The sequence below is a fragment of the Clostridium uliginosum genome, assembly GCF_900112485.1.
Taxonomy (GTDB): domain Bacteria; phylum Bacillota; class Clostridia; order Clostridiales; family Clostridiaceae; genus Clostridium; species Clostridium uliginosum.
Window position 1 is genome coordinate 1 of record NZ_FOMG01000016.1, and the last position, 15,721, is coordinate 15,721.

19 protein-coding genes and 2 pseudogenes are annotated in these 15,721 nt (G+C 27.2%); 6 read left to right on the forward strand and 15 right to left on the reverse strand.

What is annotated here, in order from left to right; all coding sequences use genetic code 11:
- The 3 genes and pseudogenes from BM027_RS10975 to BM027_RS18240 all read right to left on the reverse strand — a co-directional run.
- Nucleotides 1–902, reverse strand: a pseudogene (locus tag BM027_RS10975) (methyl-accepting chemotaxis protein); the annotation flags it as partial.
- A gap of 672 nt (nt 903–1,574) precedes the next feature.
- Nucleotides 1,575–1,796, reverse strand: coding sequence for a YdbC family protein (locus tag BM027_RS10980; protein ID WP_090091672.1), 222 nt, complete (start codon nt 1,794–1,796; stop codon nt 1,575–1,577).
- A gap of 161 nt (nt 1,797–1,957) precedes the next feature.
- Nucleotides 1,958–2,113, reverse strand: a complete 156-nt coding sequence (locus BM027_RS18240; protein ID WP_175559972.1) for a hypothetical protein — start codon at nt 2,111–2,113, stop codon at nt 1,958–1,960.
- A 282-nt stretch (nt 2,114–2,395) separates the two neighbouring features.
- Here BM027_RS18240 and BM027_RS10985 point away from each other — a divergent pair, with 282 nt between their 5' ends.
- The 4 genes from BM027_RS10985 (at nt 2,396) to BM027_RS11000 (ending at nt 4,310) form a co-directional block, all read left to right on the forward strand.
- On the forward strand, nt 2,396–2,596 hold the full coding sequence (locus BM027_RS10985; RefSeq protein ID WP_090091673.1) for a YvrJ family protein: 201 nt from the start codon (nt 2,396–2,398) through the stop codon (nt 2,594–2,596).
- 141 nt (nt 2,597–2,737) lie between these two features.
- Complete coding sequence (locus tag BM027_RS10990; RefSeq protein WP_090091674.1) at nt 2,738–2,962, forward strand: DUF1659 domain-containing protein; 225 nt, start codon at nt 2,738–2,740, stop codon at nt 2,960–2,962.
- A gap of 96 nt (nt 2,963–3,058) precedes the next feature.
- Nucleotides 3,059–3,277, forward strand: a complete 219-nt coding sequence (locus BM027_RS10995; RefSeq protein WP_090091675.1) for a DUF2922 domain-containing protein — start codon at nt 3,059–3,061, stop codon at nt 3,275–3,277.
- Nucleotides 3,278–3,950: 673 nt separating this feature from the next.
- Entirely contained in the window at nt 3,951–4,310 is a 360-nt protein-coding gene (locus BM027_RS11000; protein WP_090091676.1) for a hypothetical protein, read from the forward strand.
- Nucleotides 4,311–4,342: 32 nt separating this feature from the next.
- Here BM027_RS11000 and BM027_RS11005 read toward each other — a convergent pair whose 3' ends face one another.
- From BM027_RS11005 to BM027_RS11060, 12 genes and pseudogenes are all read right to left on the reverse strand, one after another.
- On the reverse strand, nt 4,343–4,507 hold the full coding sequence (locus BM027_RS11005; protein ID WP_242943318.1) for a hypothetical protein: 165 nt from the start codon (nt 4,505–4,507) through the stop codon (nt 4,343–4,345).
- A 31-nt stretch (nt 4,508–4,538) separates the two neighbouring features.
- Nucleotides 4,539–5,300: a protease inhibitor I42 family protein gene (locus tag BM027_RS11010; protein WP_090091677.1), complete on the reverse strand. Its 762-nt coding sequence runs from the start codon at nt 5,298–5,300 to the stop codon at nt 4,539–4,541.
- 432 nt (nt 5,301–5,732) lie between these two features.
- Nucleotides 5,733–6,461: a metallophosphoesterase family protein gene (locus BM027_RS11015; protein WP_090091678.1), complete on the reverse strand. Its 729-nt coding sequence runs from the start codon at nt 6,459–6,461 to the stop codon at nt 5,733–5,735.
- A 44-nt stretch (nt 6,462–6,505) separates the two neighbouring features.
- Nucleotides 6,506–6,898: a DUF3795 domain-containing protein gene (locus tag BM027_RS11020; protein ID WP_175559973.1), complete on the reverse strand. Its 393-nt coding sequence runs from the start codon at nt 6,896–6,898 to the stop codon at nt 6,506–6,508.
- Nucleotides 6,899–7,172: 274 nt separating this feature from the next.
- The gene (locus tag BM027_RS11025) at nt 7,173–7,880 is read right to left on the reverse strand and encodes an alpha/beta fold hydrolase (RefSeq protein WP_341465524.1); all 708 of its coding nucleotides are present in this window, start codon (nt 7,878–7,880) and stop codon (nt 7,173–7,175) included.
- Nucleotides 7,881–8,751: 871 nt separating this feature from the next.
- Nucleotides 8,752–9,259, reverse strand: a pseudogene (locus BM027_RS11030) (CDP-alcohol phosphatidyltransferase family protein).
- Between the two features lie 343 nt (nt 9,260–9,602).
- Nucleotides 9,603–9,845 carry a hypothetical protein gene (locus BM027_RS11035; protein ID WP_090091680.1) on the reverse strand — a complete coding sequence of 81 codons (243 nt, stop codon included), beginning with the start codon at nt 9,843–9,845 and terminating at the stop codon, nt 9,603–9,605.
- A 1-nt stretch (nt 9,846) separates the two neighbouring features.
- Nucleotides 9,847–10,332, reverse strand: a complete 486-nt coding sequence (locus BM027_RS11040; RefSeq protein WP_090091681.1) for a DUF3990 domain-containing protein — start codon at nt 10,330–10,332, stop codon at nt 9,847–9,849.
- Entirely contained in the window at nt 10,329–10,556 is a 228-nt protein-coding gene (locus BM027_RS11045) for a DUF3791 domain-containing protein (RefSeq protein ID WP_090091682.1), read from the reverse strand. The genes BM027_RS11040 and BM027_RS11045 overlap by 4 nt, the downstream gene beginning before the upstream one ends.
- Nucleotides 10,557–10,678: 122 nt before the next feature.
- Nucleotides 10,679–11,305, reverse strand: a complete 627-nt coding sequence (locus tag BM027_RS11050) for an ATP-binding protein (RefSeq protein WP_090091760.1) — start codon at nt 11,303–11,305, stop codon at nt 10,679–10,681.
- Between the two features lie 163 nt (nt 11,306–11,468).
- Nucleotides 11,469–12,665: a phage replisome organizer N-terminal domain-containing protein gene (locus BM027_RS11055; protein WP_090091683.1), complete on the reverse strand. Its 1,197-nt coding sequence runs from the start codon at nt 12,663–12,665 to the stop codon at nt 11,469–11,471.
- A gap of 600 nt (nt 12,666–13,265) precedes the next feature.
- Nucleotides 13,266–13,835, reverse strand: coding sequence for a YqaJ viral recombinase family nuclease (locus BM027_RS11060; protein ID WP_090091684.1), 570 nt, complete (start codon nt 13,833–13,835; stop codon nt 13,266–13,268).
- A 555-nt stretch (nt 13,836–14,390) separates the two neighbouring features.
- On the opposite strand from BM027_RS11060, the gene BM027_RS11065 reads away from it, so the two are divergent.
- Nucleotides 14,391–14,819, forward strand: a complete 429-nt coding sequence (locus tag BM027_RS11065; protein ID WP_090091685.1) for a helix-turn-helix domain-containing protein — start codon at nt 14,391–14,393, stop codon at nt 14,817–14,819.
- Between the two features lie 19 nt (nt 14,820–14,838).
- Nucleotides 14,839–15,315, forward strand: a complete 477-nt coding sequence (locus BM027_RS11070) for an ImmA/IrrE family metallo-endopeptidase (RefSeq protein WP_090091686.1) — start codon at nt 14,839–14,841, stop codon at nt 15,313–15,315.
- The last annotated feature ends 406 nt before the right edge of the window (nt 15,316–15,721 follow it).

Here is a 15,721-nt window from a genome sequence, read left to right on the forward strand (position 1 = left end):
TCATTTAAAGAGTTCTGATTATTATCTGTAATAGTGATAAGTTCTTTTATTTTATGCTCACTATCCTTGGTTTTATTTGTGACTACCTCATTAGCATTTAATAAATTACTTAAGATTTCTTTATTCTTATTTGATTTATCAAGCATTTCACTAGAATCTTCAGATACAGCTTGACTCGTTCCTGATGCTTCTAGTAGTGAACTTGTTTGTTCTTCAATAGCAGCACTTAAATTTTCACTTGATGACAAAATAATTGTAGAAATTTCAGATATATTTTTAAATAAATCTACCAATTTTTGATTTTCTTCTTTTACTTCAATTTCCTTATCACCAATTGATTTTAATAATTTAGATGCAAAATATACAATTACGAAAATTCCTGCTAAAGTTAAAATAATAGCAATAATTCTCATAAGTGATTCTGCTATAGGTAATTGCTTATCTATAAAAATTGAAGGATTATTTACAAATACTATGATTTGACATAAAATACTTAAAATTATTGATGTCATAATCATTTTCACATCAAAAAATAATGCTCCAAGGATAACAAAAAAGAAAATCATGAGCCAGAGCGAATCTATATGCATTGTAAAGTTCAAAAATAAATAATGAAAATAAGTTATTAATAAAATTATAATCTTTGTTATATTAAATGCTTTTGTGTTAAATCCATTCTCTGTAATTGTACACTTATAACATTTATAAAATAATATAGCATAACTCAAAATAATTATTCCAAGTATTATTAAAGAATTTATACTTATATTATCATTAAATCCTAATGCTTTTAATGCACCAAAAAATAAAAATGATAGAGAAGAGCTTACTAAATAAATTATTAGTATAAGTTTAAGGGATTTTTTATTAAAGCTTATAAGAAAGCTTTCTTCACTTTCCATATTAGACCTCCTAGGTTTATTTGAATAAATTGTTATATTTTGTTTTTTCATAATACTAATATAATGGAAAAATATAAAACAACATGTATATTATATCATATTTAGTAATATTTTATCATATCTTACTGATGGTCGGCAAAATGTTGGCAATTTCAATTTTGCCAATCATATTTCCTTTAATTTAGGCAATCCCAATGATTTCACATGCTTAATAAAAATTATTATTTAAGCTACCTTTGATATCTAAAATCATAATCTTTATAAAAGACTATGTTTTAGGTAAATGTTGATATTGTAATATAAAGCTCATGGACAGTGGAATTCATATAGAGAACTCGCTAATATGCATTCGCTGAGTAAGTTCAAAAACAAAATATCAACACTATTCTAAAACATAGTCAAAAATTAAAGGAATATAAAAAGCCTAAAGTAGAAGTTTATTTCACTATACTTTCTACTTCAGGCTAAATTAAAAATCTTTTAGTATTTGAATAAATCAAGCACCTTGTACTCGAAAATTTCTATTTCAAGGTACAAGTTGCTGAGACACAAAGTGTTTAAGTTATCTGTAAATCATAAAATTTTCGTATCATTTTTAACTTTCATTATTTTTACCTTTTTATTATAAAAATGACACTCTATTTACAAAGTGTCATTTCTAATCGTCATTCTCTATAAATCAATATTGTTAAGAAGCTCTTTAAGTTGCTTTAACTCATCCACGCTTAAAGTAACACCCTTCCCCATCTTCTCATGTTCAGGTGCCCAATCTCTTAAATCATATTTAGCTTCTTTTTCATTCCAGCTTATTAGATTTAATTCTTTAGTCCATCCTTTTGATGATTCTGATATACTTCCTAGTTCCTTTTCTATTTCAAATTTAATATCTGCCATAAATTCACCCCCTGTTTAACTTTTTTCTTCAAAAGGTATTCCAACACATCTTCCTGGTGCTAATACATAATAACCTTCATTTACCTTCTGTCTTATATTATTTTCAGACATTGCACCTCTAATTTTAGCTAACTCACCTATCTTATATTTATTACTTCTTATTATATAGTATTATCTATACTCTTAACCTTCAACATTTTTTTAATTTCCTGTGGTGTATATGAAGGTTCTTTAGTATGTATTACTAAATGACAATTAGGACAAATAGGAATCAAGTCATTAATTGCATCATTCCATTTGATATCAATATATTCCAATTAAAAGTCTCCTCTATAATTTTTTCAATACCATTTTAATTTTCTTATTTTAATGATACCACATTTCATAATATTTAAAGATATAGTATTTTATTTTCCATTTTTGCCTATAATAAAAAGCACTCAATCACAAGATTGAATGCCCTTTATTACCCCACATTACGGATATATTATTTTTTTGAATGTGCCTTATATGCACTAAATATTTCCAATATAACCTTTATTGATAGATATGAAATAATATGTTTTCAAACATATATCCAATATAGGAGGTGATAAATTATGGAGATTAATGAATTAATAGGACTTGTAGGCAATGTAGGGTTTCCAGTAGCTGTCAGTGCTTATTTGCTAATTCGCTTAGAGAAACAAATAACTTGCCTTTCAGCTTCCATTAATAAACTCAATACCATAATATCAACAAAACTTGGAGTTGTTATAGATACAGCTGGATCTAGTGATGATTCTGGGAAATTGGCATAAATAAAGGCAGTAAACATTAAATTAAATCTATGCTTTGAAAGTGTGTTGATATTGTTATATATTAATTTTTTTATAACTATGTAATAATCTCTTCCTTACCATATATCTTATATGAAAACAAAATGAAGGAGGTAAAAAATTATGGCTACTCAAAAAATCACAACATCAAGTTCACTTAGTATCGAGGTACAAACTGGTACTGATAAATCTGGGGATGCAATTTTTTCTAAGAAAACTTTTTCTGGTGTAAAGCCTGATGCTACAGCTGATAATTGCTTTGCAGTTGCTGAAGCAATCAAAGAAGTTATGGGCTGTGCTTGTAGAAATTACTATGTCAATGATTCTGCAAAGCTTCTTAATGCTTAATTTTAAGCACTATTTAATTAGCTCTAGATCAATAAGTTAATTTTAGCTATCAATCTAAGCATTAAGCATGATTAAAATTTAAAGGAGGTAAAAAATATGGAACACATTTTAACAATGGTTTTTTTAGCTACACAAGGTGATAAGGTAACATTTAGTGTAAATGGAGTTAAACCTGATCTTAAGGATGAGGATGTAAAAAAATTAATGGCTACTATAATTGCAAAAGACATCTTTGTAAGTACTAAGGGTTCATTAGTTGCAGTATCTAGTGCTCAAATAACTCAAAGAGAAATCAAAAAACTTAACATTAAATAATTCACAAGGGACTGTCTCAGAATTATCAAGTAAAGAAATAGAAATAACATTTATTAAAGAAGACTAGAAAAATTTCGCTAAGGCATATGAACAAAATAACAAGTCAAAGATGTGACGTATATTTTGAGTCAGACAAGGAAGTAACATTAGCCAATAGTAGACTATTAGCTAATGTTACTGACGCAGTATCACTCAAAATAGACTAGCATACTGACTTGTTATTTTGTTGAATATGCCTGAAATTTTCTAACATTTAAAGTTGTACCCATAAAAGATTGCTCCTAATATGCATTAGGACAATCATTTATGGAACAACTTCAAATGAAGAAACTATTAGCTTATTTTTCAATGCTTCTTACACAAATGTTATTTCTATTTCTTTTTTCAATATACATCATATCAGTAAATGACTTGTATTATGAGACAGCCACTTTTTATTTTACTTAGTTTTTTATTTTGTTTCTGCATTCATTCTATTATAGATAACTATTATTGTAGATATAGCAACATATATATTGCTATAAATATTCTGATGATAATTTTATTATCATCTTCCTCTTTCATATATAATTCCATAACTATTTAAATTTCAATATTGTATCTCTGCTACTCAAACAGCTTACGTATATTCTTATATTTATTGTACACAATAAATTTGAAGGGTGGTTATATAATGAAAAAGTTTGCTATCTTATCATTATTTTTTATATGTTTATCACTTAATATACTTAAAATAACACCTGCTGCTCAAACCAATTCACTTAATATATCTAAAGCAACATCTGTTGTTGGAACCAATGTCTTTAAGGAAGGCGTTTATAAAGTAAGTGATTTTAATCTTTCACAAAATAATCTTTATAATGTTCAAAATGTTTCCTCTAAAAGCAGCATTTATATGCTCATTTTTGATGAGAATCAAATTGGATTACAATATCTACGATTAAATCCTAACTCAGAAAAATACAATTTAGTACCTCTCAAACCTAATTACAGAATTGTAATACTTGGTGAGGGAGAAGCATTTATTTCTTAAAAGGCACTTTGAATAGTGTCTTTTTGTCTTCGTTAAACATTCCAATATTCCATATCATAATATTCTAGGTATCTATCTAAATTCATTCTATTATAAGGTATTATCCTGTCTACAATAACTTCCCTTATAGCATCACTTGGAACTTCTCTAATCTTTCTATCAAATAATCCATAGAATTCAGCTGAATATAATTTCAAATCTGTTATTTCTATTTCTCTTTTTTATAAATTATTTTTCTTTTACTGTAATTTTAAGTTCCTTATCAACTGTAAAAATATAAGTTTTTGTTTGAATTGCTTCGTTTTCCCATGGACGGTAGTATTTAAAAGTAATTTCAGTTGTACCTTCCTTTAAAGCAGAAAACTTCCAAGTGTATGTGCCTCCTGCACCAACTACATCCAAGTTAGCATCATCTTGCTTGTACTGTTTTGAGTCTTCATTTATAATACCATCTGTATCAATGTGATAGTCCCAATTATAACCTGTTGTAGGATTACCTTGAAGATTTATTTCTACTGTTTTTTCACCAATTTTAGATGTATCTTTTGTCTGAATAGGTTCTGTAGTTATTCCTTCTCCTAAAAATGCTTTAGTTGTTTGTGGAATTTTATCCCCTATGGCTGCTCCTGACATTGCAAAACTATATGTTTCTTCATCAATAATAACATTTCCTGTTTGCATTGCTCCACTTAATGCTAAGTAATATGTTTTTCCATCAACTTGAATAATTCCTGTTTGCATTGCCCCATTTGAAGCTGTATAATACCAAGTTCCATTATCATAAAGCCAACCTTTTTTCATATATCCATTTTCATCAAAATAATACCATACGCCATCTATTTGTTTCCATTCAGTAGCATAAGAATTTTCTTCTGAATACCACCAACCAGTTGAACTATGCTTCCATTCTGCATTTACTCCTTTTGAACTTATTGTTAATATTGATATTGTTGCTAATACACTTACTAATAGAATTTTTAATTTTTTCATTAATTCATTCTCCTTTTTTATTTTAAGCTATGTTTTAATTGAGTGTTGATATTTTAATATAAAGGCGAACTGGCATTGGAATTTGCTTTTTAGAACTCTTAATAAATATTTGTCCTATTAATTGCTTGTCACAATCTTTGATTGGGAGCATGCATTAATAGGACTAATATTTATTTTAGAGTTCTTAAAGTGAATTCCACTGTCCATGAGCTTTATATTACAATATCAACACACGTCTAAAACATAACCTTATTTTAAAAGATTTCTTAATTCACATTGAATTGTTTTCATTAAAGTAGTGGCTTTAGGCACATGAAAGAAAATAATAGACCAAAGATGTGTTGTATATTTTGCTGACGCGGTATGACGCAAAATAGACGAGCATACTGGTCTATTATTTTTTTGAATGTGCCTTATATATCTATTACAGTTTTAAGACATAGAAGCACTTAATATAATGTTTTTATATTCATTCAAATAAGGAAATTTATTTTCTAATGCTATGTCAATTATTTTGTGAACTGGATAGTTAATTCGTCTATTTAATAATTTAAGATTATCTTTTGAAAAATCTAATATTCCATAAGATATTCTATTATCTTGATCCAGTGAATTACCGATACTTCCTACATTAAATATCTTTTTACCATTTACCTCACCTATAAAAGACGTATGAGAATGTCCAGATAAAATTACTTGTTCCTTAACCCCGCTTATTGCGACTTTAATTTCATCTTCTGATACACTGCCATCAATTGCTTCAAAAATTGATTTTGGGGTTCCATGAACACAAAGCACTGTAATTCCATTTACTGTTAATGAGTATTCAGAAGGCAATTTTGATAAAAATGATATCTGATCTTCTTTTAAATTAGCTTTTGCATATTTATAATATAAATATGGTGCCTTATCTATATTAGATGAAGGAGTCCAATCGTTAGGCATTTCTTTAAACCACATCTCTGTATTTCCTTTAATCCATGCTAAAATTTCTAAATTTTTATTATTTAATAGTTCCAAAACATATGAAGGCATAGGCCCTTTCATTACAACGTCCCCTAAAATAATAACTTTACTAATGCCTAAATGTTCTAAATCCATTATGGTATGATATAATGCTATTCCATTACCATGTATATCAGATAAAACTGCTACTTTCATAATAAAATACTCTCCTTCATAACTTAAAACCCTTGTAACTTAGCTCATTTTATTTCTTTATTATATTTATTTAAATTCTCTTTTTTATTAAAAAAAGCCTCTTCAAGAATCCTATATTCTTCATCACTACATACTCTTTTACACTTTGGTTCAAATTTCAAAGTTTTGTCAAAGGTTTCTTTAATCACAGTACAAGGAAAATCCTCACACATTCCACAATTACTTATACCTCTTTCCGTTGAACATTTTACAATATTATATCTACAAAAGTTGTTAATTGTACAACCTTTACATTTAATTTCCTCATTTGAAACAACTACATCCCTATATCCTATACTTTTCCATAAGACAGCAACTTTATGCAATTCTTTATCAGTTATAGCTGTGTATCTTGGACATACACTACAATTATTGCCACAGGCTGCTATAGTTCTCATAATCATTACCTCTCAATCTAATATAAAAATCTTTATCTCATAATTTCTAACTATAATTATGTACTCTTCTTATAAAATATTTTGTAAATACCATATTATTAAATCTTAAAAGAACAATTTACTTCTGCAATTATCTAGAAACAGAGAAAAAAGCAGCAATTTGTAGGGTAATGCACAATACAAAAATTACTGCATCTTAACATAATAATTCTGAATCAAGGATAATGCTCATTTTTCTACACGTAAAGTTAAAATCTTACATAAGAAATATTTTTTATGATTCATCAACTCTTATTAGCCATTCATTAACTAATGAATTAAATAATTCTTCCTGTTCTATTTGTAGGTTATGACCAGCTCTATCTAATACAGCAAAACTTGCTCTTGGAAAATTTTCTAAAATATTCCATGAATCCTTATATCCTACACAAGAGTCTTGTCTCCCTACCATTATAAGAGCAGGTTTATTAAATTTTCCATCCAATTTATCTACATCAAATGAAAATTTATATTCGTTTCTTTTAATGTTTCTCAAGAATTCATGATTTGCTATTTCAATTCTTGATATTATTTCATTCTTATATCTTTCATATATTATTTCATTTTGAACTACTGATGAAGAATTAAAATCATCAATTTCATCTGAAGTAAGTTTAGATAGCAACATATTATCTTTTACTAAAATAACATGTTCTTGAACATTTCGTTTTTTATTATCTGCTATTATAACATGACAAATTAACATTATACCATCTATTCTTTTTGTCATTTTATATAATATTCCTCTTGATAAATATCCACCATATGACTCACCTGCAAGTAGAAAATTTTTGTTTGGAAGAATTTTTTCAATCAAAGCAATTACAATGTTAAGTATAATATCAGAATTAGTAATCCATTTTTCACTACTTGATTTCCCCATGCCTGGTAAATCAATATATATTCTTTTATATCCCTTTTTATTGTTAAATATGTTTTCCATGAATCATAACAATGGGTTTTCCTTCACCAATCACTTCATAATTCATAGAAATATTTTTTATCTTACATTCCATCTACTTTGTCTCCTTTAATATAATACATACTTTTACTCTTGTAGTTTAATTTTAAATTATATATTTCTAATTATAGCATTTTTTTACAGATACTACATTGTTAAATTTTCAAAGATTATTTTTAGTAATATAATTCTATTTATAGTATAATTTTCACAATAGAAGAAATATTAAATTATTTATATTAGGAGAAATTATGAAAAATATTAAAAAACGATTTATGCTTTTATCAATTATTGTATTAGTATTTAGTTTACTATATTACTTATATCCTAGAAGTGGATCACTTAATAGTTTTTTTTAGAACATTGTAATAAAGAAAATATTACTAAAATTATACTTAGATCTACCAATTATGATATAGAAAAAGCCATCGAATACCAAAATAATCCTACAGATTATGATTCCAAAAAATACATTGAAAGTAAAGATGAAATTGATAAAATTTTATCTTAGGCACATTCAAAAAATAATAGACCAGTATGCATTCCTCCTTGTCTGACACCAAATATACTATGAATCTTTGTTCTATTATTTTCTTTCATGTGCCTTATTTTTCTAATATAAAACTTGTTGAGCATTATGGATCTACATCAAACAGAACAAAAGGTTCTTACTATTTCTACATTTATAAAAATAATGAGAAGAACGTTACATAAAATTACACCATATATTAGAATTGTGTAATAAAAAAATATTACAAATTTATTTCTAAATAATGCAATATTTAAAATTATTATTGCTTTTACTAATGTAAAATATAAAGATAATATTCATTACTCGAATTATAGATTATGCTCATTTTTTGAATATACTTTTTTTATTTAATTGCAGTTGACTTGATATAAGCTGAATAATTAATTCCTCAATTGCTGATATAGTTGCCACAAAACAGATTATATACATTAACACAGTTGTATGAATATAAGAAAACAATACCGGTGATTTTATTTCCGTAAGTGTGAATACTTGCAAAGGTTTTATATTTTTTCAAGGCTACAACCATCGATGCTAATCTGATAATACCAATTAAAATAATCAAAATTACAATTTCAATTGCAGGATTTACGATGGGATAAAGCAAAAGTAATAATACCCCTATCATTGTCATATCAGCCATAGAATCAAGCTTTGCACCAAATATGCTTGTTGTCCCTGTCTTTCTGGCAATAAACCCATCTATAATATCACTGAATCCACAAATAATATATATTGCATAAAAAGCTACGCTTAATGGCCTAACAAAAATCAAAGCCAAAGAAAAAATTATTCTACTAAATGATATACAATTCGGTATAGCTTTCATCTAATCACCTCTATTAAAGTAAATAATTTTGATTACATAATAATCTTACCATTATTTGTTATAATATATTTTATAAATATCACATTATTCAATTTCAAAGAACGTTTTTTTATTAGTTGTTACGCCAAATCTACAGATAGTGATTTATATAATTTTTTTAATTAATAGTGATATATTTATGGTATATTTTTTTAAATTAAATAAATATCAAGTTATTTATTTTAATGTGCCTTATTATAATTTCCTAAAGAAGAACAAAAAGAGCCTATCCTTTATAAATTGGATAAGCTCTACTTATTTTTGTTACTATATATAATTTTTTTTTTTGTTTTTTTCTAATAAACTACTTACAATCTACTTTATTTTGTTTTTCATCTTTTAAACTTTCATATATATAAGTAGCACCTTCATGCCAAAGTTTAGTTTCTTCCTTTTCTAAATCAGAATAAACCTTAGAATTATATATTTCAATTAAAGCATCTTCCAAGTTATTATGTTCTGTTTCAATAATCATTCCTGTAACTTTTGCAACCTTAAAAGGAATAAATAAATGTACATTTTCTTGAGTTATCTCAGGTAAAGTCATACTATACCTCCTCTTTTCCAATAAACTTTAATAAATTAATTGCTTCTTCTGTATGAAAGGATATTTGATCTGCTAATTTATAAGTTTTAAGCTCTCTTATTGCAGATTCAATATCCATAAATCTATTTTCAAAAGCATTTAAACAAGCATAAACTCTATCATCTGCTACTGGTCCTTCTACTATATGAAAATCATGTTTATAGTTTAAATTCAATCTATTATCAATAACAAAATTTAGCCATTCTTCACAAGCTTCAGTAAATCTTTGAATTTTTAAATATTTACTGTCTAATATTTTATCATCAATTTCATAAATATTTAATATACCATATTCTGATTTTTCTCTATTCTTTTTAATGCTTGCCCATTTACATGCCTGTTCTTTGCTAGTTGTAGTATAAAATCCATTTCCAAAATCTAAAGTTCTATTAGCTTTTATTATTTTAGGATCATTAACAATTACATTACTACCATGATATAAAATCACAGTTCATACCCCCTATTTCTTAAAAATATCTCTATCTCTTCTAATATATATTCTTTTCCTTGAGTATGAAGCATATCATATCCATTTATTATAAATTCAATTACACCACTTACTTTAAATAAATTAGCAACATCTTTTCCAGACATAGAATGTTTAATTTTAAAATTCTCTATACAAAATGATGCAAACTCACTTATTCTTTCTTTATCATTTAATTCTAACATTTTAAGCACCCTCACATTCATAATCTAATTAATTTATCTGCTTACTATAAAGAACTTTATTTATATAAATATTATATACCACTATAATAGAATAATAAACTTATTACCTTATTATAATATGCTTATCTCAATCTATAATTATTCCCTTGTTCCTTTTCAATTTGAACTATATAGTCTTTGCACATCTCATATATTCTAGATCCTATCCCCTCGTCAAAATATAGCAACCTATCTACTGTAAATTCAGAGCTTATTATAACTGGCAAATGATTTAAATATCTGTAATTAATAATCTCAAACATTATATTAATATCACTTTCATTTATCTTTCCTTTGAATAGGTCATCAATAAGCAAAACATCACAAGTTTGGTATTTAGAAAGCATCTTTGTGTAATATTCATCATCTAGCATATTTCTTTTTATCTTCGTTATAACATCCCTATATGACATATATACAACCTTAATCTTTTTATCTAAGAGATTAATTGCAAGTGCCACTGAAAGGTGTGTTTTGCCACTTCCAACTTGTCCACAAAACAGAATACTATTTTGTTTATTATCTCTTATATTATTAAAATCATTATAAAATGTTATTGCAACATCCTTTGCAAGCTTAGAGCTTCTATTCCAAACTTGAAAATTAGAAAAGGTTTGTGTGCTCATTTCCGTATTAATTCCAGATGTTTTCCATTCACTTTTTAACTTTTTAGCCTTCGTACATTCACAAGCAATAGCTAGCGGTTGCATATGTTCTTGAGGAATTAGAATCCAGCCAGTATCATGACACACATCACATTTATATGAGAATTTAACCCTTTTATTTCTCCCTCCAGAATTATGAATTAAAGATTCAGATCTTTCACCTTTTCCAGCAAATTTATCCATAGAATATATATGAGTCGAATTTCCTTCAGATGAGCTTTTCTTCACTGTTTCTTCTCTCTTTTCCCCTAACTCCCTTTGGCTGTTTTGGTCTGAATCCTTTGAATTCATTTGCATTTGAATCTTTATTCTTTCCATTGGTGTAAGCTCCATTTATAATCTCCTCCTTTTCCTTTGGATATCCCTCTCTTCTCCAATTTTTCAATATCCCATTAATGTATTTCATGTCAGGCTTATTTACTTCTATAGACCTATCAATAGCACTCCTAACATGCTCCTTTCCATGCATAGAAATAGCTAATTTAAGAGAACCTAAATCAAGTCCACCCATTCTTCCTGTTAGCTGCTCATAATGCTTTAATAAATTTCCTGCTTCACCTGAAATATTTTCCTTTGGATTATTATTAGGAGTATAGCTTATATTAAACTCTTGAGAATTATTTAATTCCTGTGATTCTTCAAAGTTAAAGAGGGCTAGTCCATCTTGACAACTTAAATCTTTTTTATTTATATCACCAGTATTATTATTCTTACTCTCTATCTTATTCTTATTCTTATTCTCTATCTTATTCTGTTCCGTTACAGTAACGTTACTTTCATTTTCTGTAATGTTACAAGAATTATTTGTAACATTACTTTTAATATTCATAGCGTTACAACTATTTTCTTCTGAATTTCGGACAAAATTATCCTCATTAGCTTCATTAGAATTTGAATTTTGAACATAATTATCCTGCTGCATTAAAGTATTAATATCTTCAGATTCATTACTTATATTATCACTAGATTCTTCTATAAGATTTTCACTTTTCTTCCCTTCACCAAGCTCCTTAAGTTGTTTTTTTCTTTCTCTATGATTTTCAACCCTTTTCCGGCCTTGTGCTCTTACACGTTCCATTCCCTCAATATTTTGATGCTTATCCCAATTAGCAATTCTTATAAGATTATCCTCATCTATCTCTATCATTGCAAAATCTTTTAAGGTTTTTAATGCAAGCCTAATAGAGGTAATAGGTCTACAAAAAATAGTAGACAACATTTCCTCACTATATGGGATATTTTCACTTAAAAATATAAATCCATTTGCATTATTCTTCCCAGCTTGGACTAGTAGCCTTATCCAAATATAATGAATTGTATCTCTCTCTGGCATTGCATCTATTAATCTAATCTTTTCATCCTCAAACATATTAGTTGTTATCTTAATCCACTTAATATCTGACACTATTTTCACTTCCTCTCTTTAAATTAAACAACTTGTCTTAAATAAAACAATTTATTTTTTCCTAATACATTCCATAAAAGAATAATCATCCTAGAATTACAAACTTCTATATAACACCTAAAAATTTGAAACTCACCTTTAGCCCATTTCTTTTATATGTCTTATATTTATTTGGGGCTATGTTTTAATATAGTGTTGACATTGTTACATTTTTGTTCAGTGGACATTAGAATTGGACTTTTAGAACTCTTAAGTGAGAATCCAAAAGTAAATGTCCAAATTTTATATTTGGAAACATGAACTTTCCCTGTGGGCATTTTACATTTGGTATATCGAACTTACTCAGTGAACGAATGTGAGTCGAGTTTCCTTGAGTATTGTCACATTAGTTGCTTGTCCGAAGCTTGTCTTTGGAGCAAGCTGGAATGGGACTATACTCATTTAGATATTCTTAAGTGAGAGTCAAAATTTTATATTTTGTTGCTCGAACTTACTCAGCGAATGAATATGAGTCGAGTTTCCTATATTAATTCTTTAGCCCGCTGAACAATATGTAACAATGTCAACACGGTTTTAAAACAGAGCCTTATTTTTTATCTTCTAACTAAACTTTGGTGGAATTTTCTTTGCTACATGATTAATCCAAAATTCTCTTTCTTTTTCAACAATTTTAGAAATCAATTCATCATCACGCTCAACCTCATGAATTATAAACTTACTATTATCAATTAAAGCTGCTATATAACACTTATCCGCACCCCTTACTTCCATATCATGTTGAGCCTCAACTAAATGCTTAGGTGGAACTTCATATTTTCTCCACTCATTACCTTCAACATGATTTACTACCATGCACTCTAAAATTGAATTCTCAGAAACTACCTTTCTATCAACATTTCCAATCATAAAATTACAATCTCTACCCGCTGTAGTCCTCTTATCTTTCCTTACTTTTTTACCTGTTCTAAGTGCAAATTCCCTAGAAACTATTTCTTCTAAAGTACTATACCAATAAGTAACTTCACCATTTTCATCAGCCTCTTTAACATCTTCTGTCTTTTCCCTATAAACATCAATTACACTCTTCACTTTATCAACTCCCATAATAGCTCCAACATCTGAACCTAAAATTCCCTTTTGACATTCTTTAATTTCTGATAATTTACTCATTTAAATCTACCCCTTATACTTATATTTTTTATATTTATTATTTGGCTATGTCTTTAAGTAATGTTTATATTGTAATATAATGGCGAACTGGCATTGGAATTTGCTTTTTAGAACTCTTAATGAATATTTGTACTATTAATTGCTTGTCACAATCTGTGATTGGGAGCATGCATTAATAGGACTAATATTCATTTTTAGAGTTCTTAAAGTAAATTCCACTGTCCATGAGCTTTATATTCAATATAAACATTCACTTAAAAGCATAGCTATGTTTCACTTTAGGTTATTCTTGTACTGCTTTGTTACTTATTAAGCAACATAATACTATTTATGGATTATATTGTCAATACTTATCAAGTAACTTTTACCATTATTTCGGATATTTTTGTTGCATACTCAGAAACAAATGATATAATTATAATTAATTAAAGACTTTGTTTTAAAACAGAGCTATGTTTTAAATTAAATTTTACAGTCCATGAGCTTTATATTAAAATATCAACACGATTTTAAAACATAGCATAAAACAGAGGCAACAAATAAAGGGTGGTATAAATGGCCTTAAAAGAAAATATTAAAAGAAAACGCTTAGAATTGCATTTAACATTAGAAGAACTTTCTAAAAAATTAGGTGTAAGCAAGCCAACCTTGCAACGATATGAGAGTGGAGTTATATCTAACATACCGTCTGATAAAATTGAAAGACTTGCTGAAATATTAGAAACAACACCTTCTTATTTAATGGGTTGGGAAGAAAGTAAAAAAGAAATAAAGTTAATAACAGAAGAAGCAAAATTATTAAATAAATACAATAATTTAGATGATAAAGGTAAACATACAATTAATACTGTATTAGATATGGAATACAATAGATGTGTTAAATCTTATCTAATGCCAGTTGCAGCCCACAATGATTTTAATAATGATGAAGAAGATCAAAAATTAATGCAAAAAGATTTAGAAGATATGGACAATAATTGGTAAGAATGTAGAGGTGGTTTATTTGAATAAATTTGAAATTTTACTTCAAGAAACTGAAAGGTATAATATCTCTGTGAAAGAAAAGAATTTACAATCTAAAGCCAAAGGCCTATGCAAAGGTAATAAAATAGCCATTAACAATAAACTCAAAACCATTAGTGAAAAATCTTGTGTGCTTGCTGAAGAGCTTGGACATTATCATAGAACAGTTGGCAATATTACGGACCAAACAAATATTAAAAATAGAAAACAAGAAATCAAAGCTCGTAGGTGGGGATATGAAAAACTTGTGGGTTTAGTTAACATAATAAATGCTTTTGAATATGGAGCACATACCCTCTTTGAAATGACTGAATATTTAGAAGTCACTGAAGAATTTTTAAATAATTCCTTAAATTACTATAGAAAAAAATATGGTATTAGCTGTGAAATAGATAGCTATATCATTTACTTTGAACCAAATTTAAGCATACTAAAATTACTTCAAGCCAAAGACTGAGGCATATTCAAAAAAATAACTAAATTTCATCCTTTATTTTAATATGCCTAAGTTGAAAACAAAGAAATAGAGATCAATTACTTGCACAATGTTGCTAAATAATTGACCTCTATTTTTTTATATAGTTTAGGCTTCTTACTATAGTTAATGGCTTAAATAACCTCTATCACCTTGATTCTCTCTCATTATTTTTCATGTAATCTTGTGTAAAAATTTAACTTTTATTTTATATATTCAATTGTTAAATTATGGTATAATAAAAAAAGGGAGAGAACCTAAACAAAAAATAAGCACAGAAAAATATGGGAAATAAATACTTAATATTAAGTAATTATTAGTCTATGGCTAACAATGATGATTAAGGTCTGTGATAAAGCACATTCAAAAAAATAATAGACCAGTATGC

Bases quoted from the DNA above. Each gene is read 5' to 3' on its own strand.
- BM027_RS11015 (WP_090091678.1), bottom strand. From the start codon at position 6,461: ATGAAAGTAGCAGTTTTATCTGATATACATGGTAATGGAATAGCATTA.
- BM027_RS11035 (WP_090091680.1), bottom strand. From the start codon at position 9,845: ATGACTTTACCTGAGATAACTCAAGAAAATGTACATTTATTTATTCCT.
- BM027_RS11065 (WP_090091685.1), top strand. From the start codon at position 14,391: ATGGCCTTAAAAGAAAATATTAAAAGAAAACGCTTAGAATTGCATTTA.
- BM027_RS11050 (WP_090091760.1), bottom strand. From the start codon at position 11,305: ATGCAACCGCTAGCTATTGCTTGTGAATGTACGAAGGCTAAAAAGTTA.
- BM027_RS11020 (WP_175559973.1), bottom strand. From the start codon at position 6,898: ATGAGAACTATAGCAGCCTGTGGCAATAATTGTAGTGTATGTCCAAGA.
- BM027_RS10995 (WP_090091675.1), top strand. From the start codon at position 3,059: ATGGAACACATTTTAACAATGGTTTTTTTAGCTACACAAGGTGATAAG.
- BM027_RS10980 (WP_090091672.1), bottom strand. From the start codon at position 1,796: ATGGCAGATATTAAATTTGAAATAGAAAAGGAACTAGGAAGTATATCA.
- BM027_RS10985 (WP_090091673.1), top strand. From the start codon at position 2,396: ATGGAGATTAATGAATTAATAGGACTTGTAGGCAATGTAGGGTTTCCA.
- BM027_RS11045 (WP_090091682.1), bottom strand. From the start codon at position 10,556: ATGTTAGAATTAAATGATAAAGAAAGAATAAGTGAGTTTGCATCATTT.
- BM027_RS11000 (WP_090091676.1), top strand. From the start codon at position 3,951: ATGAAAAAGTTTGCTATCTTATCATTATTTTTTATATGTTTATCACTT.
- BM027_RS11060 (WP_090091684.1), bottom strand. From the start codon at position 13,835: ATGAGTAAATTATCAGAAATTAAAGAATGTCAAAAGGGAATTTTAGGT.
- BM027_RS11025 (WP_341465524.1), bottom strand. From the start codon at position 7,880: ATGGAAAACATATTTAACAATAAAAAGGGATATAAAAGAATATATATT.
- BM027_RS11010 (WP_090091677.1), bottom strand. From the start codon at position 5,300: ATGAAAAAATTAAAAATTCTATTAGTAAGTGTATTAGCAACAATATCA.
- BM027_RS10990 (WP_090091674.1), top strand. From the start codon at position 2,738: ATGGCTACTCAAAAAATCACAACATCAAGTTCACTTAGTATCGAGGTA.